25 protein-coding genes, 1 pseudogene and 1 riboswitch are annotated in these 23,888 nt (G+C 35.6%); of the genes and pseudogenes, 18 read left to right on the top strand and 8 right to left on the bottom strand.

All coding sequences use genetic code 11. The annotated features are described in order from the left end of the window. Positions 1 to 288: 288 nt before the first annotated feature. From D8M05_RS08915 to D8M05_RS08935, 5 genes are all read left to right on the top strand, one after another. Positions 289 to 885, top strand: coding sequence for a hypothetical protein (locus D8M05_RS08915; RefSeq protein ID WP_121130835.1), 597 nt, complete (start codon positions 289 to 291; stop codon positions 883 to 885). A gap of 112 nt (positions 886 to 997) precedes the next feature. Next, positions 998 to 1,318: a divalent cation tolerance protein CutA gene (gene cutA / locus D8M05_RS08920; RefSeq protein ID WP_121130838.1), complete on the top strand. Its 321-nt coding sequence runs from the start codon at positions 998 to 1,000 to the stop codon at positions 1,316 to 1,318. A 99-nt stretch (positions 1,319 to 1,417) separates the two neighbouring features. Further along, on the top strand, positions 1,418 to 1,675 hold the full coding sequence (locus D8M05_RS08925) for a hypothetical protein (RefSeq protein ID WP_121130841.1): 258 nt from the start codon (positions 1,418 to 1,420) through the stop codon (positions 1,673 to 1,675). Continuing rightward, entirely contained in the window at positions 1,675 to 2,061 is a 387-nt protein-coding gene (locus D8M05_RS08930) for a retropepsin-like aspartic protease (RefSeq protein ID WP_220667579.1), read from the top strand. The genes D8M05_RS08925 and D8M05_RS08930 overlap by 1 nt, the downstream gene beginning before the upstream one ends. A gap of 152 nt (positions 2,062 to 2,213) precedes the next feature. Beyond that, positions 2,214 to 2,645 carry a hypothetical protein gene (locus D8M05_RS08935; protein ID WP_121130844.1) on the top strand — a complete coding sequence of 144 codons (432 nt, stop codon included), beginning with the start codon at positions 2,214 to 2,216 and terminating at the stop codon, positions 2,643 to 2,645. 434 nt (positions 2,646 to 3,079) lie between these two features. On the opposite strand, the gene D8M05_RS08940 is transcribed toward D8M05_RS08935, so the two are convergent. After that, positions 3,080 to 4,699, bottom strand: a complete 1,620-nt coding sequence (locus D8M05_RS08940; protein WP_121130847.1) for an ABC-F family ATP-binding cassette domain-containing protein — start codon at positions 4,697 to 4,699, stop codon at positions 3,080 to 3,082. Between the two features lie 201 nt (positions 4,700 to 4,900). Between D8M05_RS08940 and D8M05_RS08945 the strand changes: the two genes are divergently transcribed. Then, positions 4,901 to 5,518: a hypothetical protein gene (locus tag D8M05_RS08945; protein WP_121130954.1), complete on the top strand. Its 618-nt coding sequence runs from the start codon at positions 4,901 to 4,903 to the stop codon at positions 5,516 to 5,518. A gap of 36 nt (positions 5,519 to 5,554) precedes the next feature. On the opposite strand, the gene D8M05_RS08950 is transcribed toward D8M05_RS08945, so the two are convergent. From D8M05_RS08950 to rarD, 4 genes are all read right to left on the bottom strand, one after another. Then, positions 5,555 to 6,193: a YpmS family protein gene (locus D8M05_RS08950; protein ID WP_121130850.1), complete on the bottom strand. Its 639-nt coding sequence runs from the start codon at positions 6,191 to 6,193 to the stop codon at positions 5,555 to 5,557. Positions 6,194 to 6,198: 5 nt separating this feature from the next. Beyond that, positions 6,199 to 7,113: an SGNH/GDSL hydrolase family protein gene (locus D8M05_RS08955; RefSeq protein WP_121130853.1), complete on the bottom strand. Its 915-nt coding sequence runs from the start codon at positions 7,111 to 7,113 to the stop codon at positions 6,199 to 6,201. 257 nt (positions 7,114 to 7,370) lie between these two features. Beyond that, positions 7,371 to 9,089, bottom strand: a complete 1,719-nt coding sequence (locus D8M05_RS08960; protein WP_121130856.1) for a PLP-dependent aspartate aminotransferase family protein — start codon at positions 9,087 to 9,089, stop codon at positions 7,371 to 7,373. Positions 9,090 to 9,187: 98 nt separating this feature from the next. Beyond that, positions 9,188 to 9,307, bottom strand: a riboswitch (SAM riboswitch). Positions 9,308 to 9,370: 63 nt separating this feature from the next. Beyond that, positions 9,371 to 10,270 (bottom strand): EamA family transporter RarD, encoded by a 900-nt coding sequence (gene rarD / locus D8M05_RS08965; RefSeq protein WP_121130859.1) that lies wholly within the window; start codon positions 10,268 to 10,270, stop codon positions 9,371 to 9,373. 447 nt (positions 10,271 to 10,717) lie between these two features. On the opposite strand from rarD, the gene megL reads away from it, so the two are divergent. From megL to D8M05_RS09000, 7 genes are all read left to right on the top strand, one after another. After that, positions 10,718 to 11,899, top strand: a complete 1,182-nt coding sequence (megL, locus tag D8M05_RS08970; protein WP_121130862.1) for a methionine gamma-lyase — start codon at positions 10,718 to 10,720, stop codon at positions 11,897 to 11,899. 134 nt (positions 11,900 to 12,033) lie between these two features. Further along, positions 12,034 to 12,480, top strand: coding sequence for a hypothetical protein (locus D8M05_RS08975; RefSeq protein ID WP_121130865.1), 447 nt, complete (start codon positions 12,034 to 12,036; stop codon positions 12,478 to 12,480). Positions 12,481 to 12,482: 2 nt separating this feature from the next. Next, entirely contained in the window at positions 12,483 to 13,121 is a 639-nt protein-coding gene (locus tag D8M05_RS08980) for a hypothetical protein (protein WP_121130868.1), read from the top strand. 11 nt (positions 13,122 to 13,132) lie between these two features. Beyond that, positions 13,133 to 13,768, top strand: coding sequence for a hypothetical protein (locus D8M05_RS08985; protein WP_121130871.1), 636 nt, complete (start codon positions 13,133 to 13,135; stop codon positions 13,766 to 13,768). Between the two features lie 239 nt (positions 13,769 to 14,007). Then, complete coding sequence (locus D8M05_RS08990; RefSeq protein WP_121130874.1) at positions 14,008 to 14,595, top strand: hypothetical protein; 588 nt, start codon at positions 14,008 to 14,010, stop codon at positions 14,593 to 14,595. 9 nt (positions 14,596 to 14,604) lie between these two features. Then, positions 14,605 to 14,817, top strand: a complete 213-nt coding sequence (locus tag D8M05_RS08995) for a DUF5320 domain-containing protein (RefSeq protein ID WP_183072743.1) — start codon at positions 14,605 to 14,607, stop codon at positions 14,815 to 14,817. 60 nt (positions 14,818 to 14,877) lie between these two features. Beyond that, positions 14,878 to 15,507: a hypothetical protein gene (locus tag D8M05_RS09000; protein WP_121130880.1), complete on the top strand. Its 630-nt coding sequence runs from the start codon at positions 14,878 to 14,880 to the stop codon at positions 15,505 to 15,507. A 140-nt stretch (positions 15,508 to 15,647) separates the two neighbouring features. On the opposite strand, the gene D8M05_RS09005 is transcribed toward D8M05_RS09000, so the two are convergent. Then, positions 15,648 to 16,412 carry a hypothetical protein gene (locus tag D8M05_RS09005; RefSeq protein WP_121130882.1) on the bottom strand — a complete coding sequence of 255 codons (765 nt, stop codon included), beginning with the start codon at positions 16,410 to 16,412 and terminating at the stop codon, positions 15,648 to 15,650. 407 nt (positions 16,413 to 16,819) lie between these two features. Here D8M05_RS09005 and cls point away from each other — a divergent pair, with 407 nt between their 5' ends. The 4 genes from cls to D8M05_RS09025 all read left to right on the top strand — a co-directional run bounded on the left by cls (position 16,820) and on the right by D8M05_RS09025 (position 21,065). Further along, entirely contained in the window at positions 16,820 to 18,262 is a 1,443-nt protein-coding gene (gene cls, locus D8M05_RS09010; protein ID WP_121130885.1) for a cardiolipin synthase, read from the top strand. Between the two features lie 33 nt (positions 18,263 to 18,295). Further along, positions 18,296 to 18,793: an acyl-CoA thioesterase gene (locus D8M05_RS09015; RefSeq protein ID WP_121130888.1), complete on the top strand. Its 498-nt coding sequence runs from the start codon at positions 18,296 to 18,298 to the stop codon at positions 18,791 to 18,793. A gap of 243 nt (positions 18,794 to 19,036) precedes the next feature. After that, on the top strand, positions 19,037 to 20,086 hold the full coding sequence (locus tag D8M05_RS09020) for an ATP synthase beta subunit C-terminal domain-containing protein (RefSeq protein WP_121130891.1): 1,050 nt from the start codon (positions 19,037 to 19,039) through the stop codon (positions 20,084 to 20,086). A gap of 22 nt (positions 20,087 to 20,108) precedes the next feature. Further along, entirely contained in the window at positions 20,109 to 21,065 is a 957-nt protein-coding gene (locus D8M05_RS09025; protein ID WP_121130894.1) for an acetamidase/formamidase family protein, read from the top strand. A 233-nt stretch (positions 21,066 to 21,298) separates the two neighbouring features. Here the strand turns inward: D8M05_RS09025 and D8M05_RS09030 are convergent. Continuing rightward, positions 21,299 to 21,637 (bottom strand): annotated as a pseudogene (locus tag D8M05_RS09030) (helicase); the annotation flags it as partial. 348 nt (positions 21,638 to 21,985) lie between these two features. Continuing rightward, positions 21,986 to 22,318 carry a winged helix-turn-helix transcriptional regulator gene (locus tag D8M05_RS09035; protein ID WP_121130900.1) on the bottom strand — a complete coding sequence of 111 codons (333 nt, stop codon included), beginning with the start codon at positions 22,316 to 22,318 and terminating at the stop codon, positions 21,986 to 21,988. Between the two features lie 226 nt (positions 22,319 to 22,544). Here D8M05_RS09035 and D8M05_RS09040 point away from each other — a divergent pair, with 226 nt between their 5' ends. Then, positions 22,545 to 23,774 carry an aminopeptidase gene (locus tag D8M05_RS09040; RefSeq protein WP_121130903.1) on the top strand — a complete coding sequence of 410 codons (1,230 nt, stop codon included), beginning with the start codon at positions 22,545 to 22,547 and terminating at the stop codon, positions 23,772 to 23,774. Positions 23,775 to 23,888: the final 114 nt, after the last annotated feature.

The following is a 23,888-nucleotide window of genomic DNA, read 5'->3' on the forward strand; positions in this document are numbered from 1 at the left end:
TTAGGATGTGAGGGTGCTCATAATGAGGTGGTCCGCCCATAACATGAAGTGGAGCGTCCGTAATCAAACGCAAACAAGCTATTCACAAGAAAAACTGCAGTGAAATTCAAAATAGATAAAACAGGGGAATACAGCTGCCCGCCGAAGCTAACCTATAACGAGCGAAGAGTGGAAGTGAATTTATTTTCGGTAATTCAAGTAAACGGCATTTACGAAAATTTAGTTTGCATTTTATGCTGATATTTCGTATTCTATTGTATTACTCAAATTAAGGAAGGATATGGATAAATGAATAGTTTAGAAAGGGCAGCTAAAAGAAAACTGCAAGCAGAGAAAATTTTAAATGAATTACAATTGATACAAAAATGGAACACTGTAGGCGATTGTTATATAGTAGGTTCAGTTGCGTATGACTTGATTGTAACCCCCGATATTGACATAGAAACATTCTGTAAAGAACCGAACCCTCAAATTATTATGAGTAAATTAGCATTACTTACTCTAAATAAAAACGTAGTTGAACTAAAATATAGAGATTATACGAGTACAGATTTTAATGGGCATTATTTTAAATTGATTTATCAATTTGAGGGAATTGATTGGAATATTGATATGTGGTTATTCTCAAATAATCGAAGTGGCGCACTATCAAGAGATTTACTCGAATTTATGAAGGACAATTTAACAGAAGAAACTAGAAAAGCCATTCTTGATATTAAGGAATCATTACTTAAGCTTAACGAAAAATACTCATCTATTTTTATTTATCAAGCAGTATTAGAATTTGGAGTTAGAAATATAGATGACTTTCTGGAATGGACTAAAAATCATAATACAACTGTACCATTTCATTGGCAACCTAATACTATATACACTAACAAATAAAACAGAAGTTATTATTAAGCAACCGGGTGCTTTTCTAAATAAAAGAGTTGTACTCTATTCCGCAAATAAGGGCAGATTAATTAAATAATAAAATCAAAGTTGAGGGGATTTAATGGAATTTAATTTTGTAAAAGTAGAAGTACTATTACCTGAAGAATATATAGAGGAGATAAGAAATAAGCTAAATGATATTGGCGTTTTAACAGTGGGAAATTACGATAATGTTGTTTCATATTCTGTCGTAAAAGGGTACTGGAGACCTTTAGAAGAAGCAACCCCTTTTAATGGCAATAAAGGTGAAATTTCCTTTGGGACTGAATGTAAAATGGAATTTAAATGTTTACTGAAGAACATTGAAGAAGTGAAAGAACTAATTATAAATATTCATCCTTATGAAGAACCTGTGATTAACGTAATACCAATATTAAGCTAAATAGTGCTTATCTATAATAAGCATTTGCTCTATTCTGTACTATTACACTTTACTTAATCATGATACAATATAAGTAAATATTTCTGGAGGTGACTCGGGATGAAGTGGGAAGATGTATGCCAAGCTTTCCCAGAACAATGGGTATTGATAGAAGCTGTTCAAGCACATACAAATGAGAAAAGTGAGCGTATTTTAGATGAGATTGCTCCCTTGAAAATGTTTTCTAATTCTCCAGATGCTATGAAAGCATATCAAGAAATTCATCGAGAAGATCCTAGACGGGAATTATATGTTCTTCATACTAGCCGTAAGGAGCCTAATATCATTGAGAAAAATTGGGTAGGTGTTAGGCGATAGTGAAAAAACTAATTATTGAAGATGGTTTATTGCTGACGGATATGGAACTAACATTTAAAGGACAATTACTTCATTTACAACGTGTCTTAGTCGATACTGGCTCTGGAAGTACAGTTTTATCAACAGACTTGGTAGAGTCAATCGGGATAGTAGCAGAAGAAAATGACACGATATATCGGATAAGTGGTGTTGGAGGATCAGAATTTGTGTATTCAAAAACGGTTGATTCAGTAAGAATTGGAGTTATGCAAACGGAAGATTTTGCTTTAGAAATTGGTGCAATGAATTATGGTTTTGACTTGGATGGTATCATTGGATTGGACCTGTTAAAACAATTGAAAGCAATTATTAATATCGAGGAATTAACAATTTACCCAAATAACTAACGGCAAGTATATGAGGTTCACTTCTATGCTTGCTGTTTTTTCTCTCAAGCTGTTAAGCTAAATGGTGCATTACCATAACAAGCGTAATGCTCTTCGTTAAGTATTTGGGCAGGTTACTGAGTAAGAGATAATTATTATTGGGGGCTTATTTAATGAAATATTTCTTGAAGTTAAATGTTGTTAGTATTCTATACGCTCTTATGGTATTTGTTCCTCTTGAACTTATGTTAAATGTGTATAGAATTAGCAGACTAACAAATTGGAAAATTGGTACGGTTAATATTTTTACTGGTGTAACGCTAATTGTTGAAATTATAGGTGGTACAATACTACTCGTTTTCTTAACAAAAAAGTGGTTGGGTGAGCGAAAGGCAAACTTTTGGACAGTCATCCTATGGGCACCCTATTTTGTTCTGTTTATTTATGTATTTGCATCCTTATTTCCGATAACTTATGGTGGAGATGACCCTAATCCTGTTACTGGTCTTTTAGCGATTGTAGGATTGATAGTCTATCCGTTTTATATACTAATTCTCAACTTTTTTGGTATGACAAGTGATGATAAAACGATTAAGACTGCCTAAATAAAAAAGATTGTGCAAAATTGCACTAAAAGTAACGGGTGCTTATCTTCAAGAAAGATAAGTCCTTTTTTGTTGACTAATTATAGGGAAGTAGCAGATACCTTCCCTAAGGCTAACGAGGAACTTATAGTCTAGTACATAACGCTAGATTTAACGCGGAATGATGGGAAACTATCACGTTCCGTGTGGGGCAGGGGAAAGCTGGAGATAGCCTCAAATGCTTACCTATTGCTAACTTTATTGGAATAAATAATTATAAAGAACAAGGCTTAGAGAATTTTAGTTCTCTAAGCCTTGTTAATGTGGTTTATACTGTGAAATCAGTTGTGAGATTGTGTTAATTACTTTGTGAATAATGGTGCGATTTATCATTTTACACTTCACAAGTAAATCCGTTACAAAAAGTGGCACGTGTTTTCAGGAGTAACAAGCTATTAAGCATACATTTCACGAATTTGTTTTTGTAACTTCTGATCATTTACATACTCATCATAACTCATTTCTTTATCAATCAAACCGTTAGGCGTAATTTCGATTAAGCGATTTGCAATACTGTTAACGAACTGATGGTCATGTGATGTAAATAGGATGGAACCTTTAAATTTAATTAGTCCATTATTTAATGCTGTAATGGATTCTAAGTCCAAGTGGTTTGTTGGCTCATCTAAGAGTAGTACATTCGCATGTGAAAGCATCATTTTAGATAGCATACAACGTACTTTTTCCCCACCGGATAAAACATTGGATTTCTTCAATGCTTCTTCACCAGAGAACAACATTCTACCTAAGAACCCACGTAAGAAGGTTTCTGTTTCATCTTCTGGTGAGAATTGACGTAACCAATCAACTAGTGTTAAATCGCCATTTTCAAAGTAGTCGGAGTTGTCTTTTGGAAAATAGGATTGTGATGTAGTAACGCCCCATTTGTACGTGCCTGCATCGGGTTCCAGTTCTCCAACTAGAATTTTAAGTAGTGTTGTTTTTGCAATATCATCTTTTCCAACAAAGGCAACTTTGTCATCCTTATTTATGATAAAGCTAACATTATCCAATACTTTTTTACCGCCAATTGTCTTTGTTAATCCTTCTACACGTAATAAATCATTCCCGATTTCACGTTCTGGTGTGAAGGCGATATATGGATATTTACGAGAAGATGGTTTAATATCATCTAGTGTGATATTTTCTAATAGCTTTTTACGTGATGTTGCTTGTTTTGATTTCGATGCATTCGCACTAAATCGGGCAACAAAGGCTTGTAATTCTTTGATTTTTTCTTCCTTTTTCTTATTAGCTTCTTGTGCCATTTTTGAAGCAAGTTGACTTGATTCATACCAGAAGTCGTAGTTTCCAATATAAATAGAGATTTTACCAAAGTCAACATCGGCAATATGTGTACATACTTTATTTAAGAAATGACGATCATGGGAGACAACGATAACAGTATTTTCAAAGTTAATAAGGAACTCTTCCAACCACTGAATCGCTTGGATGTCCAGACCGTTTGTCGGCTCATCCAGTAAGAGAATATCTGGGTTTCCGAATAATGTTTGAGCAAGTAATACTTTTACTTTTTGGTCTTCTGTTAAATCACCCATCTTCATCGTATGGAGCGATTCACCAATACCTAAGCCTTTAAGTAATACGGCTGCATCAGATTCTGCTTCCCAACCATTTAATTCAGCGAATTCACCTTCAAGTTCAGCTGCACGCATGCCATCCTCTTCCGTGAAATCTGCTTTCATATAAATCGCGTCTTTTTCCTGTTTTACTTTATATAATCTTTCGTGTCCCATTAAAACAGTATCCAATACTTCTCTCTCTTCAAATGCGAAGTGATCCTGTTTTAGTACAGCAAGACGTTCACCAGGGGATAAAGAAACATTCCCTGTTTGCGGCTCGACCTCACCTGATAATATTTTAAGGAAAGTCGATTTTCCAGCTCCGTTTGCACCAATTACACCATAGCAGTTTCCAGGTGTGAATTTTAAATTAACATCTTCAAAAAGTTTCTTATCGCCGTATCGTAAACTAACATTCGTAACATTTATCATGTAAAGTGTTTCCTCCAATAAAGAAATAGGTAATCATAGTTAGCTTACGCCATTTAAAGGGTTACGTCAATGGCAAAGCTTTCATATATTATAGAACAGTATATACTTCTTAAAAAAATACCTTGTAAATTCCCCGATTTTTTGTAATAGTATAAAAAGAGGGGGCATTTATTTTACCTTATTATGGGGGAAGGGAATCGGATGAGAGAACGAACAATTTATTTTTTGTTTACGGATACGGGAACATATTTATCTAAGGCAATTAATTATTGTACCAAGCAATCGTTAAACCATGTGTCCATTGGATTCGACCAGGACTTGAAGGAAGTGTATAGCTTTGGTCGGAAGCATCCGAATAATCCATTTATTGGTGGCTTTGTGAAAGAAGACATCACCAGTGAGTTTTTAAGGAAATCCCAATGTGCAATATATCGTTGTACTATCACAGAAACAGAATATAAGGCAATTATCCATAACATAAAAGCGATTGAGGCAAAGAGTAGTTACTATAGATATAATTTTATTGGGTTATTCGGAGTATTGTTCCGTGTTGAAATTAATCGAAAAACAGCATTTTTTTGCTCACAGTTTGTAGCAACTGTATTAGGGGATGTAAAGAAATTCCAATTTGGTAAACCAACCTGTTTTATTACACCAACAGACATTCGGAAACATGAGGAATTACAGTTAATTTATGAAGGAAAACTAGAAGATTACCAATCTAAAAATAGTGATGAAACAATAGATACAGAACCCTCAAGAAGGAAATCATTTATATATTTCATACCGAAGAAAGTGAAACAATTCGTTCTTAAATAAAGAACCACTCTGTGGTTCTTTATTTCATTCTCAAGGTCACTCCGCATCCATTTGATTAATTCCTAGCGTTTCAAATGGAACTTCAAATCTAAAAGCTAGATTATTAGCCTCAAGATCAATATGTTCAACAGCTACTTTAAAATTACTTTGCATTTCTATTTGCGTGACAGCTACATAAATTTCCTCGTCTTCTGCATTGATGGAGACCCATTCAGGCATCTCAAGATATTTACCCATGTATTCCATAATCTTTTGATTTGGTAATGCTAGTAAACCGATAGATATTGATCGCTGTTTTAATATAATATCACCATTCTCTTGAACAAATGGCTCAAGATGAACAGACAGTGGTACAGTCGTTGAAAAAACAGGGAGTTCCCCCATTAAATGAACATCTTGGTCAAGCTCGATCATGTAGTGATGTCTAGATCCTTCTAACAACTGCTCAAGATAGGCATTTACTAATTCATTTAGGTTCTGTTTTGTTGTCCGTACGACAAACTCAGAGCTCTCTTGTTCCACTTGTTCATATTCCATTTGTTCTGCTATATCTTGTACAGGCCAAAAAATAAGGAGAGCGAGTACGATAATAACGGCAATATTTATGAAAAGGAGGCTATAAAATAATCGCCTCCACTGCTTTTCACCTTTTCTTTTTACTTTACGAGTGGACATGAATCTCAGCTCTCTTCACTGGTTATATATTCAAGTACACGCTGTGCAATTAAATGATAACCATAATAATTAGGATGGAAATTATCCTCTGCAAATAAATCCTCTTCCGTATCGCTAAATAAATCCTCAATAGGAATATAGACAGTCTCATCATATTGATTAGCAACTTCATTCGTTGTACTATTCCAAGATTCTGCTATTATCTTTAATTCTTTAATGTCCTGGAAATATTTCTCAAATGGATTATAAAATCCAACAAGGAAGATCGATGTGTTAGGATTTATTTGTAGGATCTTCTCAATAGTAGTATTTAAATTCTCTTCATAGTAGGTACGTTCCTGGGCAAAAGCTTCAATGTTTAAATTCATGATATTCTCTTTTGCCACTTGCATTATATCATTAGCACCAATTGTAATAAGAACGATGTCTGCTTTCTCTAAGCTAGAAATGATTTCCTCTTCATCGATGCGTGCTAGTAATTGTTCCGAGCGATTTCCACGCTTTCCGTAATTTTCAAATAGCGCAATTTCACTAGTTGCATTAATGGTCCGTTCCAAAATCCCAATATATCCGCCACGCTTAGTCTGGTCACCTACGCCCTGCGTAAGGGAATCACCAATTGCAACGATACGTGTTTTATCCTTAAAGAAATCGATGGTACCTGAAACGACTTCGGAAATTCGTTCTGGTAACTTTCGTTGTTTGCTTTCATTTAATTCTTCCTCTTCTTCATCGTCTTCTTCAATGCTTCCCATTGCATATTGTTCAAGTTCAGATTCGGTCTCTTGCATTTCTTTTTCAATGTTCTCTTGTACAGCTTCAAGAACAATGGGTTTTGTTTGTGTTTGGTTAAAAATAATAATGGCAATTACGGTAATGATAATAAAACTTAACATAATATATAACATTTTCTTTTTCAAGTACATCACACCTATGCAGATTTATCCCGCCCTAATGGAATATCGTATCCATTGTTTGAAGTTTTCTTCTTATTATATATTATGGATATAGGAGTCATTTGTCCACGTATTGTTAGAAGATAGTGAAGGGTTTTCTGTGTAACGCAGGATGCCTACCTACCTTATATATACCCTATTATTTTAATCAATAACGTATGAAGTTAAACTAAGAAGAATAAAAAAACCGCCAAATTGGCGGTTTTCATATCTGTTACAGATTATACGAGGACTGGAGCGTTTTCTCTATTATTACTTCTTAATCGAACGGCTTCATCATATGGATTTGTATTTGTAATTACAGGAATTCCTGCTGCTTTTGCATTTTCAATCGTTTGATCTGTGTGTGATACATTTTCTATTAATAGTACTTTCCCTTGTTTATTAATAAATTGTTCGATGGTTGAAGCTGGAACATCCTTTCCGTTAATCCAAACAGCATCAATACTGGTGGGAATATCAGCAAGTTCAATATGAGCAGTATCTGGACCAAAGGCAACAAGGTCATATCCTAATGCTTGTAGCTTTCTCGTAGATTCATCATGACCAAACGTTGCAATTACTTTTTTACGAGCAGCGCCATCCGTACGGTCAAATGGAGACGATAGTAGCCACTCAATTGCATCATTATCTGTAGTCTTGATGACAGGTGCCTCACCAGTTGCTTTTGCAATTGCCTGATCAAGGTCAGCTAGTATATCTTTTGGTGATTCAAGTCCAATCGATAGGCGAACAAGCTCCTCGGTTACACCACTTTTCTTCAAGTCCTCTGTGCTCAATTGTTGATGTGTTGTTGAAGCGGGATGGATAATCAATGACTTCGCATCTCCAACATTAGCCACATGTGACCATAGGTTTACATTATCGATTAATAATCTGCCTGCCGCGCGGCCACCTTTAATGCCAAAAGTGATAATGGAGCCAAAACTTTCATTAAAGTATTTCTTCGCTAAACCGTGTGACGGATGGTCTTCTAAACCTGGATAGTTCACCCATTCAACGGCTGGGTGGTTTTGCAAGAATGATGCAACCTCTTTTGTGTTTTTACTATGGCGTTCAATTCTTACATGCAATGTTTCCAACCCTTGTAAGAATTGAAATGCATTTTGTGGACTTAGGGAAGCACCGATATCACGTAGTAACTGTACGCGTAGTTTTGTAATAAAGGCACTAGGGCCAAGGTCTGCATACTTTAATCCATTATAGCTTGCATCAGGTTCAGTGAAACCAGGGAATTTCCCATTACTCCAATCAAAACGGCCACCATCAACAACAACACCACCAATTGTTGTCCCATGCCCACCAATCCATTTTGTCGCGGAATGAACAACAATGTCTGCACCCCATGTAAGAGGTTTTGTAATATATGGTGTTGCAAATGTATTATCAATGATTAATGGAATACCATTTTCATGCGCAATTTCTCCGACCGCTTCAACATCGAATACATTCAAACTTGGATTTGTAATGATTTCTCCCAAAATTGCTTTTGTTTTATCAGTAATGGCCGCTCTAAATTCCTCTGGCTTCGTTCCATCAACAAATTTAGTTGTTATACCATATTTAGGTAATGTATTTGCAAGAAGATTGTACGTTCCGCCATATAAGTTACTATCTGCAATAATTTCATCACCAGAATGGGCGATATTTAAAATTGCTAATGTAATTGCAGCCATACCAGATGAGACGCCTAGTGCTCCAACACCATCTTCTAGAAGTGCAATACGTTGTTCAAAAGCATCTACTGTCGGATTCATAATGCGAGAGTAAATATTACCGGATTCCGCTAAGCCGAATAAATTCTGTGCATGTTCTGAATCACGGAAAACATAAGAGGTAGTTTGATAGATTGGTACTGCGCGTGAACCTGTTGCTGGGTCTGGTTGCTGACCACCGTGTAATAATAATGTTTCTGGGTTTTGTAAATGAAAGTTTGACATAATAATTCCTCCTAATTTTTAATTTTTACTCTGGAGGAAGGGGGATAAGAAAAGCCCCCTTCCTAAGAAGAGGGCGTATTATGTAAATACCGAACCTCCTCTTATCTTCCAGATCAGATGACCTGTAGGATTTAGCACCATTAAAAAAGCAGATGTATCTTGCTCTTCAGGTTGCCGGGTTTCACAGGGCCTATTCCCTCCACCACTCTTGATAAGAGATTAAATTGTTAGGCTTAGTATAGTTCGTTAATTTGAATTTGTCAATCAATTTGGAAAAATAATTATATATGGCGCTTTCTAACTGGTCGCTTATAGTGTGACCCCATGTAAATCAATAAAGCGGACCAAATAAATAGAAATGCAATGAGATGCGCACTCGTAAAGGTTTCATTGTATAAAAAGACACCACTAATTAACATCAAAGTTGGTGCGATATATTGCAGAAATCCGACCATTGCAAGTGGAATTGATTTTGTACCACTTCCGAATAGGAGTAATGGTACAGCTGTAACAATCCCTGCACCTATTAATACGAGATTAGTAGAGGTGAAGAATGGTACAGCCGAAAAGGCATTATCCGTTAATGTGAATAAATAGATTAGAGCAATTGGCGATACAATGAGTGTTTCAATCGTTAAACCAAACATGGAGTTAATATTCACGGTTTTCTTAAGTAGTCCGTAAAAGGCAAATGAAAATGCTAGAATAAGTGATACCCAAGGAAAGACACCAAAACTAAAGGTTAAATAAAGAACCCCTGCCCCAGCCAGAATAAAAGCGATTAGTTGACTGGTGGATGATTTTTCTTTTAACACAATAATTCCTAATAAAATGCTAATAAGTGGATTAATATAATATCCTAGACTTGCTTGAATAACATGATCGCTATTAACCGCCCAAATAAATGTTAGCCAATTTACGCTAATTAAGATAGATGCGAGAGTGATACTTAAAAGCATTTTCCTATCCTTCAATAAGTGTTTACATGCTTGAATAAAACGAGAACCATTTCGTGTAAAAGATACGATCACTAACATAAATACAAAAGACCAAATAATTCGATGTGCAAGTATTTCACCAGCTGGAACATGATCAATCCATTTCCAATAAATTGGTAGGATTCCCCATATTAAATAGGAACCAGCAGTATAGACGATCCCAAGCTTTTTTTGTTTCCCCATATGACACCTTCTCCATCTCCAAATTATCCCTATTTTAGAATGAATTAGGTATTTAAGCAATAACGCAACATTTAGAAAACGCTTTCAATTTTAGTGGCTAATGACATATAATGATAGTAGTGGCTGTTTAAGGTACATGTTGTATTGTTGTTTGTTGTAGGAAATGTGAAGTAACTGTTAATTTTTGCTGCGGCAGTATCTTGGTGACTTTATCACGAGCAAAAGGAATAGGAATTGCAAGAGAAAAGCCCGTGATGAAGGCTATCACGAGCAAAAGGAAGCTGAATTGCATAAGAAAAACTCGCGATGAGGTCTCTCAAGCCCAAGTTATGTACGGCTTTTATTTGTAAATGGTGCGACGTACAACTAATTCGCATTTTATATCTTGTGCAAAAAGCAACAATTCTTTAGAAAAAATTTTAATCAAAAAAAGGGGGATCATTCAAAATGAAAGAGTACAGGAATTTTGAAACAAAGGTTATTCATCAAGGTTATGATGGCAAAGATATGCTAGGTAGTCTTGTTCCACCGTTATTCCAAACCTCAACTTACGCGTTTGATAGCGCTGAGCAGGGTGAGCGCAGGTTTAGTGGAGAGGAAGAAGGTTATATTTATTCGAGATTGGGAAATCCGACTGTATCTATATTGGAAGAAAAAATTGCAGCACTAGAGAATGGGGAAAAGGGACTTGCTTTTGGCTCGGGAATGGCTGCTGTTTCTGCTGTTTTAATTGCCTTAACGAAAGCAAATGATCATATCATTTGCTCATCGGGGCTATATGGCTGTACATTTGGTCTACTTTCAATGATGAAAGAAAAATATAATATGTCACTTGATTTTTCAGAAATGAAAACAGAATATGAGATTCGTAATTTAATAAAACCAGATACAGCGGTTATTTATATTGAAACACCAATTAATCCGACAATGCGATTAATTGATTTAGAGATGGTAGCACGGGTTGCAAAGGAATTCGGTATTCCTGTTGTCGTGGATAATACCTTTTCAACACCATATTTACAGCGACCACTTGAATTGGGCTGTGACGTTGTCGTACATAGTGCGACGAAATATATTGGCGGTCATGGGGATGTAGTTGCTGGATTAGCTGTTGGGAAAAGGGAATTTATTGATGCTGTTCGTAATACTACGTTGAAGGATATCGGAGGAATTATTTCTCCGTTTGATGCCTGGTTACTGTTAAGGGGATTAAAAACCCTACCAGTAAGACTTGACCGACACTGTGAAAATGCAGAAAAAATTGCCTGGAAGTTACGAATTCACCCGAAAATTAAGCGTGTATACTATCCACATGATAATGAGAATCCCGATTTCGAATTGGGTAAAAAGCAAATGAAAAAAGGCGGTGGAATGATATCATTTGATATTAATGGGTCAAAGAAAGATGCTCAAAATCTTTTAAACCATTTGGACTTTATTAAAATTGCAGTAAGTCTTGGTGATGCGGAGACATTAATTGAGCATCCAGCTACAATGACACATGCTGTTGTTCCAGAAGCTGAGCGTAAGAAAATGGGGATAACCGACCAGCTTATTCGCTTATCTGTTGGTTTAGAGAATTGGGAAGACATTTGGAAAGATTTGGAGCAGGCTTTGGTGAGAATTTGAGTTTTTTGGATAGGATGCACACGTTAAATATAGGGTGTATATTTTTGGAGGTGTGATCTCTAGATAATGAAGACCTTGTACCCCCTAAAGATATTTGATATTATTGTAACTCGATAACTTTAGGGGGATAAGTAATGCACAAGTTTCTAATTTTGATATTATTATTCGTTATTATTCTGGGTGCATGTAATCAAGAAACTGGAAACGGAAATAAAAATTCCAATGGAGTAAATAGTGAGACATTGGAGGAAGACTTAGAACCAATCGGTCAGGGAGAACATGAAGGTCAATGGTACAGTGTCGGAAGGTTTTATAGTATAGAACAAGCAACAGATATTGAAAAAATCAAAGTAGGCCCTATTACTCTTACTATTGAATCAGCCGAGTTAATTCGTGGTAATTTTTATGATCAAGATAATCTTGAATCATATGAAGAGGAAGAACAGGAGTTTGTAAGTTTATTGGTTAAATTTACTACGACAGATAGTATTGAAGATGTAACATTTGATAGTAGCCATATATCTTTAGCAACAAATATGGATGATCAATTTGAAAAAACTGATAAGAACTTAAGTGGTTAAATGTGGAGAAGAAGGGACTTTGTCTTAACATGAGATGTATGTATGTTTTATTAGTATTATTTTCAATATCTATAATAATAAGTGGTTGTAATGACGTTGAGAAAAAAACAACTTCAGAGCAAGAAAGGGATCCGGTTCTCATAGAGGAGAGCCAGTTTGGTTTAGATCCAAGCGGCGGTACTTTCTATAGATACAGCGAAATTAAAAATATTGGTACATATGAAATAGGACCGCTTACTGCTAACATTGAAACAGCAGAAGCAGTAAAGGGAAGTTTTAAAGATGATTACGAGTCATATAATGTGAATGCAAATGAAACAATTGAAATGATAAATTTTCATATACAATTTGAATTGAACAAAGATATTGAAGATGTTTCATTTAACCAAGAACATATACACTTGAAAACAAATACTGGAGAAAAAATTGATACACCACACGAACTTTTGAGCAGTGTGGTTAGTGCTTCAATTCTTAAAAGCCCTAAAAATAACAACGAAAGTTACCTTCGTCAGTTCTCCTTTCCTTTGCAAGAATCAACCCTTCAAGATATAAAAAAAGTGACGCTAATAATAGATGCTCCTCTCGATAGTAAAGGTGAACCTTTAGGAGAAGATTTAGAGGTTGAGGTTAATTTTTAGGGGGATAATTGATGCGTAAGTTTTTAATTTTGCTATTACTATTCATTATTGTTTTGAGTGGATGTAATCAAGACACCGGGAAAGGAAAGAAAAATTCCAGTGGAAGCAATAGTGAGACATCGGAGGAAAAATTCGAACCAATAGGGCAAGAGGAACATGAAGGTCAATGGTACAGTGTCGGAAGGTTTTATAGTATAGAACAAGCAACAAATATTGAAAAAATCAAAGTAGGTCCCATTACTCTTCATATTGAATTAGCCGAGTTAATTCGTGGTAATTATTATGACGAAAATATTATGGAATCATATGATCAAGGTATTATTGAATATGAAGATGAAGAACAGGAGTTTGTAAATTTACTGGTTAAGTTTACCACGACAGATAGTATTGAAAATCTAACATTTGATAATAACCATATATCTTTGGCAACAAATATGGATGATCAATTTAAGAAACCTGATAAGAACTTAAGTAGTCTTATATTAGCTGGTTATATGGAAGGCAATAACAGCACTTTTTCTTTTGTCTTTCCTATAAAGGAATCCAAGATTGAAGAGATAGAATCTATTAAAGTTCACGTAAAAGCACCAATTGATCAAAATGGTAATTCAGTGGGTGAAGATGCAGAAATTGAATTTCAGATTTAGTTTTTTGGAATAGGACCCAAAACAAGCTGCTTATCAATAAACAACACCAAAGGTAACGAATTATTTTCAAAAAGTGCTAGACTGCCAGGGACGTGTTTCTCCGCGCCCCTATATAAAAGTATTAAACTAAGATGGATTAGTCTAAGAAATAGACTAATCCATCTTAGTTTAAAACTGATTTGAATTATATATCTATCTATGCTAGCATTTTTATCAAATTGTAATAAGGAGATATTAAAGTGAAATCATTTTTGATAATATTATTTATTTCCTGTTCTGTTATTTTGAGTAGCTGCAATAATACGGATAATGATTCAGAATCAAGTAGGAAACCGGTTTTGATTCAAGAGCATAATTCTAGTTTTGATGAATTAGGTACATTTTATAGACATAGTAAAGTTGATGAAGTTGGTACATATCATTCCGGACCACTGGCAATTACCATAGAATCAGCTGAAATTGTTAGCGGAAGCTTCCGTGATGATTATGATATATATGGTATTACTTCAAGTGATAAAATTAATACTGTGATCTTACAAATAGGATTTAAATTAGATAATGTAGACGAGGATGTTTCTTTCACTGAAGAAAATATGCATTTAGTAACTGACAGCGGTGAGGAAATTCAACAACCCCATGAATTAATCAGTAGTGCAATAAACATTCCTGTTATAAATAACAATGACAATGTCCGTCAAGTCGGCTTTAAGATTGAAGAATCCGATATTGAAAATATGAAAAAAGTCGATTTTATTGTAGAAGCACCAATAAATGATAAAGAAGAACCTTTAGGAGAGGATCTGGAAATAGAATTAGAATTTAATTAAGGGGAAACGATGATGGAATTCTTTAATTTTCTAATAGTTATTATCTTATTTCTAATAATTGCACAAACACTTAGGTTTGTAAGAAAACAGACCTTTAAATTGAAAGAGACACAAGAGAGTTATGAACAAATAAAAAAAGATAGGAAAGAAGGGTTACAAGTTCAAAGAGAAATACTAAATGAATTAAAACGAATCAGAAAGCGGTTAGACAGTAAGGAGTAATATTTTAAAATTATACATTGATAATGTGTTTATTAGATATATAAATTGGGGAGGTGTACCATGAATAAATTGTTATTATCCTTATTAGTACCAGCTATCCTCATTTTAGGAGCTTGCAATGGAGAAGACCAAAACGAGAAAGCTGGGTCATCTCACCAAGAAGATAATTCCAGGCAAGGTGTGACTGAAAGTAAGGAGCAAAATAATGAAAATCATTTTGATCAAAAGGAGACTGAAACCTTTGGAGGAGAGTTTAGAGCTGTTGCTCATAAAGAAGATATAGGTGAAGTTGAAATAGGCCCTTTAACCATTAATATCGTGGTGTCAAATCTAGTGACCGGGACAATAACTGATCCTTTTATACTTGATAATATCGGGAAAGAAAATATTGATTACATAAATATAGGTATAGAAATTAGTACTACGAATGAAGACATAAATTTCTCTAGTGAGCATTTAAAATTAACAACAAATACAGGAGAAAGTTTTGAATCGCCTCATGACTACTTGAGTGATAAAGTAGAAATGCAATATATAAAAGAAGCTTACACAAGATCTCGCATGATTTGTTATTTATTTGAGGATTCAAAGGTTGAAGATGTTGAGAGTGCCAACCTTATTATAAAAGCTCCTACAGATAAAGATGGTCAGCCACTAGGTGAAGATGCAAATATTAAAATAGAGTTTTAACGTTTTTAGACAAGAAGTCTCCCTCTTCGGAGCGTGTGAAGTGCGAGGGGCTTTTAATTATGGAGCAGGCTTTTGATAGAATTTGAGTTTTGTGCGTAGGATGCACACGTTGATTATAGGGTGTGCATCCTTATTTAGCTTTACTCTTCTTCCAACTTATCCTGCCATTCCCGTTGTCTTTTTCTTCGTAATAGTTCTTGGTAAAAGGCCAATCGAACCACTTCATATAAAACTAAAGTAAAAATTGCTCCAACTATAAATAAATACATACCAATAATTAACCCTAATCCAGTTAAGACGAACAGCCCTAATAACGACCATCTAGAACCCTTCATAAGTGAGAAACTTTCTTTTATACTACGGAATGTACTTAACTTTGGATCATCATGTAGAAGATACAAAGCCTGAGATATTCCTGCAAATAGCCAAAAAAGCAGAACGTATAAAAGGACAATAACTAAAATCACGAAACCAGATCGAACACTTAGTCCACCAGCATATATAAGCGTTCCACCCAAACCAGTGTATAGGATTAACATCCAGAAAAAATATAGAATAATATTAGTAAGGAATAGAACAATTGTCCCTTTATAAAGCAGGCGAGGATGTCGAAATGGATAGGTGATTGCCGTTACCAACCTCCCACGCATCGTTTGTTTTGTAAGGGTGATATACTGAATCAAAATAAAAAATAGTATACCGTTAGTCAGTGCTCTTACGATTAAAGTCCTAAGAGACTCGGATGTTACCATAGCCAAGGGATCAAAGCGAAGAATAATCGTCCCTTGTATAGGGAGAGTTCCCATTAGCAGTTTAACAATATAGATTAAGAGAACCATCCCAATAATTTTGAGCCAATTTCTATTTAGAATATCTAACGCATCTCTAAAAGCTGCACCAATCATAGAATTCTCCTTAATAAGTTTGTGGTTGTCATTTTACGGGATAATGGTGAGCAGGACAATGTTAAGCTCTAGAAATTTAATAAACATAATGTTTTGACTGTAGAAAGTGAATCCTCTGCTTAAAAAATACGTAGTATACTGTAACCTGTATCGGTTTTTAAGCCAATATGTCATAATGCGGAGTATAAACGATTATTCCTATGAACGATAAAGTCTAGGTTGTATGTATCTACTGCTCGCTCACAATGCATACTATTAGATAGTGGCAGATATTTTATGTACATAATTCTTCTTACGCCTTTTCCACTATGAATGAGTACATCAATTTCAACTTAATTTTAAGAGTTATGCTATATTAGTTGTAGTGTGTTTTTGTAAAGATTGCTAATGGGGAAGGGAGTTTGACAATGGGAATACTGACATTTCTATTAGGATTTGTTATTATATCGAATATTATCTTAGGTATTTCTATTGTGTTTCTTGAAAGAAAGAATGCAACATCCACATGGGCTTGGTTAATGGTACTATTATTCATCCCAATCCTGGGTTTTTTGCTTTATTTAATTTTTGGAAAACCGATTAACAAGCGGCGAATTTTCACATGGGATAAGAAAAGTAGAAGAGAGGTTAAAACCACTGTTCAATCTCAACTTCTTGCAATAGAAGAAAGTAGATTCAAGTTCCGCAATAAAGAGTTGAGCGATTATGCGGATTTGGTTTATTTACACCTACGCAATGATGAGGCGATTTTAACACAAGATAATGCTGTTCAAATTTTCACAGATGGTCAGGAAAAATTCGATGCGCTAATTAAAGATATGGAGCAAGCGAAAAATCATATTCACTTACTGTATTACATCATGCGTCAAGATGGCCTCGGCCAGCGTATTGCAGACGTTCTTGTGAGAAAGGCAAGAGAGGGCGTTGAGGTACGGGTTCTATATGATGATATGGGATCACGGTCAATTAAGAAGAAATTCTTAAAAAGATTAAGAAATAATGGCATCGAAATCGAAGGGTTCTTTCCATCTAAATTTGGAAAAGTAAATTTTGAGATTAATTTTAGAAATCACCGAAAGCTAGCAATTATAGATGGAAACATTGGATACATTGGTGGATTTAATATTGGAGATGAATATTTAGGGAAGAAGAAGAAATTCGGCTATTGGCGCGACACACATTTGCGTATCGTCGGTCATGCTGTACAAAACATGCAAACAAGATTTATCTTAGATTGGAATCACGCCTCCCGTCATCATATTACCTATAAGGAACGGTATTACCGAGCAGTGTCTGGTGGAGAAGTAGGGGTTCAAATTGTTTCTAGTGGTCCAGATTCACAATGGGAACAAATAAAAAATGGCTATATTAAAATGATCTTGTCTGCTAAGGATTATATTTACATTCAAACCCCTTATTTTATTCCAGATGAATCACTATTAGATGCACTTCGGATTGCTGCATTTTCTGGTGTGGATGTAAAATTAATGATACCAAATAAACCAGATCATCCATTTGTTTATTGGGCAACGCTATCCCATTGTGGGGATTTATTGAATGCAGGTGCAGAAGTTTATATTTATCAGAATGGCTTTTTGCATGCAAAAACGATTGTTGTTGATGGGACAGTATCATCTGTAGGCACTGCCAATATTGATGTGCGGAGTTTTCGCCTAAACTTTGAAGTGAATGCATTTTTATATGACAAAGGAATTTCTCGGCAATTGGTTGATTTCTTTAATGAGGATATAAAGAAGTCTACTCAAATGACACGGAAATTGTACGAGAAGCGCTCCATTGGAATACGTTTTAAAGAATCGATATCACGATTAATTTCTCCGGTTTTATAGGAGAACTATCGTTAATAATAGGAGGAAATACAGTTGGAAGCAAAGCCATGTTCTAATTCTAGAGTAATCAACTCAACGCTAGTTCTACCACCAGATACGAATAACCATGGAACATTATTTGGAGGAAAATTGTTATCACATATTGATGTTGCAGCTTCCATTGCAGCAATTAAACATGCTAGGAAATTAGTTGTGACGGCATCTACTGATTCTGTTGATTTCTTAGCCCCGGTAACGGTAGGGCAAACAATTCATATTGAAGCATATGTCACATGGACACGTAACACATCAATGGAAGTGTTCGTTAAGGTACTAACAGAGAATTTAATGACTGCTGAAACGACGATTTGTAGTACCGCATTTCTAACCTTTGTTGCGATTGATGAAAATGGGAAACCTTCTCAGGTGCCAGAAATTTATCCAGAGACAGAGCAGGAAAGAAGATTGCATGAAAGTGCGAAAGAAAGAGCAGCGCAACGAAGAGAACAGAGAAGAAAGTCAAAAGCGTTTGCGGAAGAATTGGAGATATAAGATGTGAAAAAACCGTCACCCTATCATGTGGGTGGCGGTTTTCTATATGTATTTATTATTCTATTCCCTCTTCGTGCTTCGTTAGCTTAATGACTTTTTTATTAGTGCATCTTTCCTTGATCTTAACCGATAATCTTCATTAATTACTCTGAAGGGTAATATAATTACGTTAAAGAGTAATTATTTATTGTTATTTTTCATTATTTAATTTATTATATGGTGAAAAGGAGGTGATTTTAAAAAATGGATGACTTAAGGTTAAATGTAGGTCTATTGCGGAGGAAAGTACCTAATCTTACAAGTGCAGCCCGGCAAGTTGGCTTGCGACCAGCTACTGTTTCTAATCTGTGTACGGGGAAGATTCCTGTTGGGAGAGCAGAGGTTCGAACTTTAGTTGCACTTGCATCATTAGCTGACTGCTGTTTAGATGATTTGATTATCAGAGGGGAGAAAGTGGAAATGATAGAAACCAAAATCAAAACGTTAGATTTATTTGCTCCTTTAGCAAAAGGAGGCACTGTTGGTTTGGTTGCACGTCCTGGAATGGGACAGATCGCTGTATTAGCAGAATTACTTTATCGGTTTAAGAATGAAGCTCATAAAACGATTCTTTTAATGCCTATAGGTGAACACCAAGGATTAAATGATCTTGTTGAAAATGTTGAAATCATTACAAATACAATTGAAGAAACATATGAGCGTATTGTGAATATTGTTATAGACCAGGATATTATATTTGTTGCAGACAGAACCCATGTTATAACAGGACATATTCAACAATTGCAGGAGAGTCTTCAAGAAATTGGAAGTAATTCAGTTACAACTTTCCTTCTGGATTTGACAGGTGAGGTTGTTGATGAAGATTTACCTTATGGACCACTTGAAACGTTATGGCAATTCGATGCTGATCTTACTGCAAGACATCGTTATCCTGCCGTTAATCCCCTTAGTTCAACATCAACTGTGCTCGAAGGAGCTCATTTAGACCAGGAACACTTCGTCATTCAACAAAAAGCTTTAAAATTGCTTCGCCGCTATCGGGAATTGCGTTCATTAGTGAATGTTAGCGGTATGAATCGGATTCCAACTTCTGAGTTACAGACATTTCAAAGAGGTGAAAGACTGGAAGCATATTTAACGCAGCCTTTTTTTATTGCCGAACCCTTTACAAATAAAGCAGGTCAAGCTGTTAGCCTTCAAAATACGTTGAAAGATGTTAATAAAATTATCAATGGTGCCTTAGACTCTATCGATGTATCAGAACTGGAATACATTGGCTATTTACAATCCTAAAAATTTGGGAGGGTCTTCACATATGTCAAAAATCCATCGATTAGAACCAAATTCAAAGTCACTTCACGGCTTTTTCAGCAAGGATTTAGAACCCGTATTACACATCGATTCAGGAGATACCGTTTATTTTCGAACACTGGACAGTGCGTGGGGTGTTGGAAAGCGAAAAGCATTAGGAGAGCCTAGAAAAAGATTCCGTGATGTTCAACTTCACAGGAGGCCTAAACAATTTGGTCATTCACTAATTGGCCCTATCTATATAAGGAGTGCAAAGCCAGGTCAAACGTTAGAGATTAAGATTAATGAAATGATACCTGGCTCATGGGGATGGACCTCAGCAGGTGGTTTTCCGAGCTACTGGAATGAGAAGTTAGGAATGGTTGAAGCAGAAGAAGTGACGCTAGATTTTGAATTAGATAGTAATCTAATGGTGGGAAAAAGTCAATTTGGAGATTTTGATTTCTCTGTAAAGCTAAATCCTTTCATGGGAATTATGGGAATGCCACCATCTACACCAGGACAACATACGACTATATCACCTCGAGCGACAGGAGGAAATATGGACTGTAAGGAATTACAATCTGGAAGTACATTATTTTTACCTATTGAGGTGTGGGGTGGACTGTTTTCAACTGGAGATGGTCATGCGGCTCAAGGAGATGGAGAAGTTAGTGGTCCAGCATTAGAATGTCCGATGGAAAAAGTCAGTTTAACATTTACAGTCTTAGACAATTTCCCGATACAGAGACCAAGAGCTAAAACCAAAAATGGGTGGATAACCATGGCGTTTCATGAGAATCTCGAAGAAGCGATGTGGTTGGCATTGGGCGACATGTTACAGTTTATGTCAGACTTATATGGCATTTCTCGCTCAGAAGCTTATGCATATGCGAGTATGGTGGTTGACTTACGAATTACTCAGATTGTAAATTCTTTAAAGGGAGTACATGCATTTCTTCCCTTTGGTGCACTAAGGTAAAAAAGTGAAGAGACTGGGACATAACCAAAGTGTTTGGCAAAAAAAGCGAACAACGCACTACTTTAGAGAAGTATATTTCCGTAGCGGTATATCTTCATTAGCCATGTTTGGATTTTTTTAACTATAACCTTTTTGTCCCGGCCTCTTTTCCTTTTAGTATTTTTAATCCTTTAATAAAGCGTAAGTTCGTAATATAAGGTTAATGACATTTAAACTATAATTGTATTCGTTGATCCTTCGGGTTGATCCATATACTCCAATCTTAAGTATGGTCCTAGCTCAAGTGGGCATAATTTTAAGCCGACCTGGTTCGCTTTACTAAAAAGCTGAGGTATGGTAGCTCCTTCGGAAAAGCCAAGATCACGGACTTTGAGCTCAACAGTTCTCACACTGTATATCGTATCTGAAATAGTAAATTTATCATCAGAGAATAGCCTCTCACCAAGTTTGTTCATCAAAATAGAATGTTGTTGAAGTTTATTAAGAAGCTGTGATTTTGTAAGGCAGCCTATCTCAACAGTTTTAATAAGAGTTGGGCAGTCTGGGTATATTTTTTCTTTTTTAATACTCATTTGAAGTCACTCCTTGCAGATTGGTTTTATTTGCTTATGCTGCAGTCTGGTTCAATTGCTGAAGAGTAGATAATCTGGACACTCCCACAATCTTTCTACCACGTTAAATTAAGTATCGTGTCTTCACTTATTTATGATTATTTTTATCATATATATATAACTTTACTGAATATTATTTTTATTGTAAATCTATGTCTCATTCACATGTTAAATAATCCTAAGGGAGACTTTCTATGACAATAAAAAAATAAACACGCTATTTCTAATGCGAAATAGCGTGTAAAATGGTATGTTATTTTGTTGTTTGCACCTACTATTATGATTGGGCAGAGTTTTTAATACGTGTTGTTATTTTTCCACATCTCCACTTACTTCTTCTGGGGTGACATGGTTATCAGCCCAGCCTTGAATTTCTTTAATAACAGGCTCTAATGCTCTACCTTTTTCTGACAAGGAATATTCTATCCGTACAGGGAATTCTGAGTATATATTTCGTTCAACGATACCTTCTTTTTCAAGCAATTTTAATCGATCAGAGAGTAGTCTACCGCTGATAGGTAAATCTGCTTCCATTTCAGAAAAGCGCTTTGTCCCTTCTAATAAATCGAATAATATAAGCCCGACCCAGCGTGTACTTAGTAGTCCCATTGCTTTTTCAAAACGTGGACATAAATTCTCCATCCTGATCACCTCACTCTACTCTATTTCATCACGTATCTATTATTAAATATGCTAATTACGAAAAGTAACTTCTTAATACTATATTAACAAAAACTTTTCCTTGAGTAAATAGCATCAAAAATAATAATAAAAATGAGACTTATATAGAAAGACTTATTTTGGCAATTTACTAATATTTATGGAATAATAACGGTATACGAAATAATTTATATTAGGAGGTAAATTAATGACTACACAACAAATACAAGAAAAATATGCAGAATTGGCATTACGTACAGGTGTTAATTTACAAAAGGGACAAGCGTTAATGATTAATGCACCAATTGATGGTGTAGAGTTCACTAGAATTGTTGCCCGTAAAGCTTATGAGTTAGGCGCGAAAGATGTACATATTAATTGGGTCGATGATGAATTAACGTTATTAAAATATGAAAATGCACCAGACGAAGTGTTAGCTAACTTCCCTGAGTGGAGAGTGAAGCTTCATGATATGTATGCAGAAGACGGAGCAGCGGTATTAAACATCCGTTCTACAAATCCTGATTTGCTACAAAACATTGATCCAAAACGTGTAGCATTAGCAAATAAAGCGTCTGCTGAAGCGATGAAGAACTTCCGTAGATATACAATGAACGATAAAATTGCCTGGTCAATTATTTCTATCCCATCACGTGATTGGGCGAAGAAGATTTTCCCAGATAAATCTGCTGAGGAAGCAATGGCTAGCCTATGGGAAGCTATCGTGAAGATTGTTCGTGTGGATAAAGAAGATCCGATTGCAGCATGGGATGAACATAATAACGCTTTGAAGGTTGCCCGTGAAGTATTAAATGAAAAGAATTACAAGAAATTAATTTTTAAATCTCCTGGAACGGATTTAGAGTTAGAGCTTCCAGAAGGTCATATTTGGAAAGGTGGTTCGGCTGTAACGGAAAATGGTGTAACATTTAACCCGAACATGCCAACAGAGGAAGTGTTCTCTATGCCACATAAATATGGTGTGAACGGAACGGTTGCAAGCACAAAGCCATTAAACTATGGTGGTAATGTTATCGATAACTTCAGCTTAACATTTAAAGATGGGAAGGTTGTTGACTTTAAAGCAGAGCAAGGCGAAGAAGTATTAAGACACTTGCTTGATTCTGATGAAGGTGCCCGTCGCCTTGGTGAGATTGCGCTTGTGCCACACGAATCTCCTGTATCTACATCCGGATTGATTTTCTATAATACATTATTTGATGAAAATGCATCATGCCATATTGCATTGGGTAAAGCATATCCAACCAATATTGAAGGCGGATCATCCATGTCAGATGAAGAACTGGACAAACATGGTGTAAACGATAGTCTTGTTCATGTTGACTTTATGATTGGGTCCGATAAACTCGATATTGACGGTGTGAAAGCTGACGGCACAACCGAAGCCGTATTTAGAAGCGGCACCTGGGCATGGTAGGGGTGACAGGCACTTGTCGGATTTTGTCGAATAGTTGAGGTGCTAGGTACGTATACGAGTAAGTAAAGCTGTTATCTTAGGATAGCAGCTTCATTTTATTGGAGGGGGTGAAAT

It is taken from the genome of Oceanobacillus bengalensis (genome assembly GCF_003628445.1).
Lineage (GTDB): Bacteria > Bacillota > Bacilli > Bacillales > Amphibacillaceae > Oceanobacillus > Oceanobacillus bengalensis.

Excerpts from the sequence above, each read along its gene's own strand:
- D8M05_RS08915 (WP_121130835.1), top strand. The coding sequence starts at position 289 with ATGAATAGTTTAGAAAGGGCAGCTAAAAGAAAACTGCAAGCAGAGAAA.
- cutA (WP_121130838.1), top strand. The coding sequence starts at position 998 with ATGGAATTTAATTTTGTAAAAGTAGAAGTACTATTACCTGAAGAATAT.
- D8M05_RS08925 (WP_121130841.1), top strand. The coding sequence starts at position 1,418 with ATGAAGTGGGAAGATGTATGCCAAGCTTTCCCAGAACAATGGGTATTG.
- D8M05_RS08935 (WP_121130844.1), top strand. The coding sequence starts at position 2,214 with ATGAAATATTTCTTGAAGTTAAATGTTGTTAGTATTCTATACGCTCTT.
- D8M05_RS08940 (WP_121130847.1), bottom strand. The coding sequence starts at position 4,699 with ATGATAAATGTTACGAATGTTAGTTTACGATACGGCGATAAGAAACTT.
- D8M05_RS08945 (WP_121130954.1), top strand. The coding sequence starts at position 4,901 with ATGAGAGAACGAACAATTTATTTTTTGTTTACGGATACGGGAACATAT.
- D8M05_RS08950 (WP_121130850.1), bottom strand. The coding sequence starts at position 6,193 with ATGTCCACTCGTAAAGTAAAAAGAAAAGGTGAAAAGCAGTGGAGGCGA.
- D8M05_RS08960 (WP_121130856.1), bottom strand. The coding sequence starts at position 9,089 with ATGTCAAACTTTCATTTACAAAACCCAGAAACATTATTATTACACGGT.
- rarD (WP_121130859.1), bottom strand. The coding sequence starts at position 10,270 with ATGGGGAAACAAAAAAAGCTTGGGATCGTCTATACTGCTGGTTCCTAT.
- megL (WP_121130862.1), top strand. The coding sequence starts at position 10,718 with ATGAAAGAGTACAGGAATTTTGAAACAAAGGTTATTCATCAAGGTTAT.
- D8M05_RS08975 (WP_121130865.1), top strand. The coding sequence starts at position 12,034 with ATGCACAAGTTTCTAATTTTGATATTATTATTCGTTATTATTCTGGGT.
- D8M05_RS08985 (WP_121130871.1), top strand. The coding sequence starts at position 13,133 with ATGCGTAAGTTTTTAATTTTGCTATTACTATTCATTATTGTTTTGAGT.
- D8M05_RS08995 (WP_183072743.1), top strand. The coding sequence starts at position 14,605 with ATGATGGAATTCTTTAATTTTCTAATAGTTATTATCTTATTTCTAATA.
- D8M05_RS09000 (WP_121130880.1), top strand. The coding sequence starts at position 14,878 with ATGAATAAATTGTTATTATCCTTATTAGTACCAGCTATCCTCATTTTA.
- D8M05_RS09005 (WP_121130882.1), bottom strand. The coding sequence starts at position 16,412 with ATGATTGGTGCAGCTTTTAGAGATGCGTTAGATATTCTAAATAGAAAT.
- cls (WP_121130885.1), top strand. The coding sequence starts at position 16,820 with ATGGGAATACTGACATTTCTATTAGGATTTGTTATTATATCGAATATT.
- D8M05_RS09020 (WP_121130891.1), top strand. The coding sequence starts at position 19,037 with ATGGATGACTTAAGGTTAAATGTAGGTCTATTGCGGAGGAAAGTACCT.
- D8M05_RS09025 (WP_121130894.1), top strand. The coding sequence starts at position 20,109 with ATGTCAAAAATCCATCGATTAGAACCAAATTCAAAGTCACTTCACGGC.
- D8M05_RS09035 (WP_121130900.1), bottom strand. The coding sequence starts at position 22,318 with ATGGAGAATTTATGTCCACGTTTTGAAAAAGCAATGGGACTACTAAGT.
- D8M05_RS09040 (WP_121130903.1), top strand. The coding sequence starts at position 22,545 with ATGACTACACAACAAATACAAGAAAAATATGCAGAATTGGCATTACGT.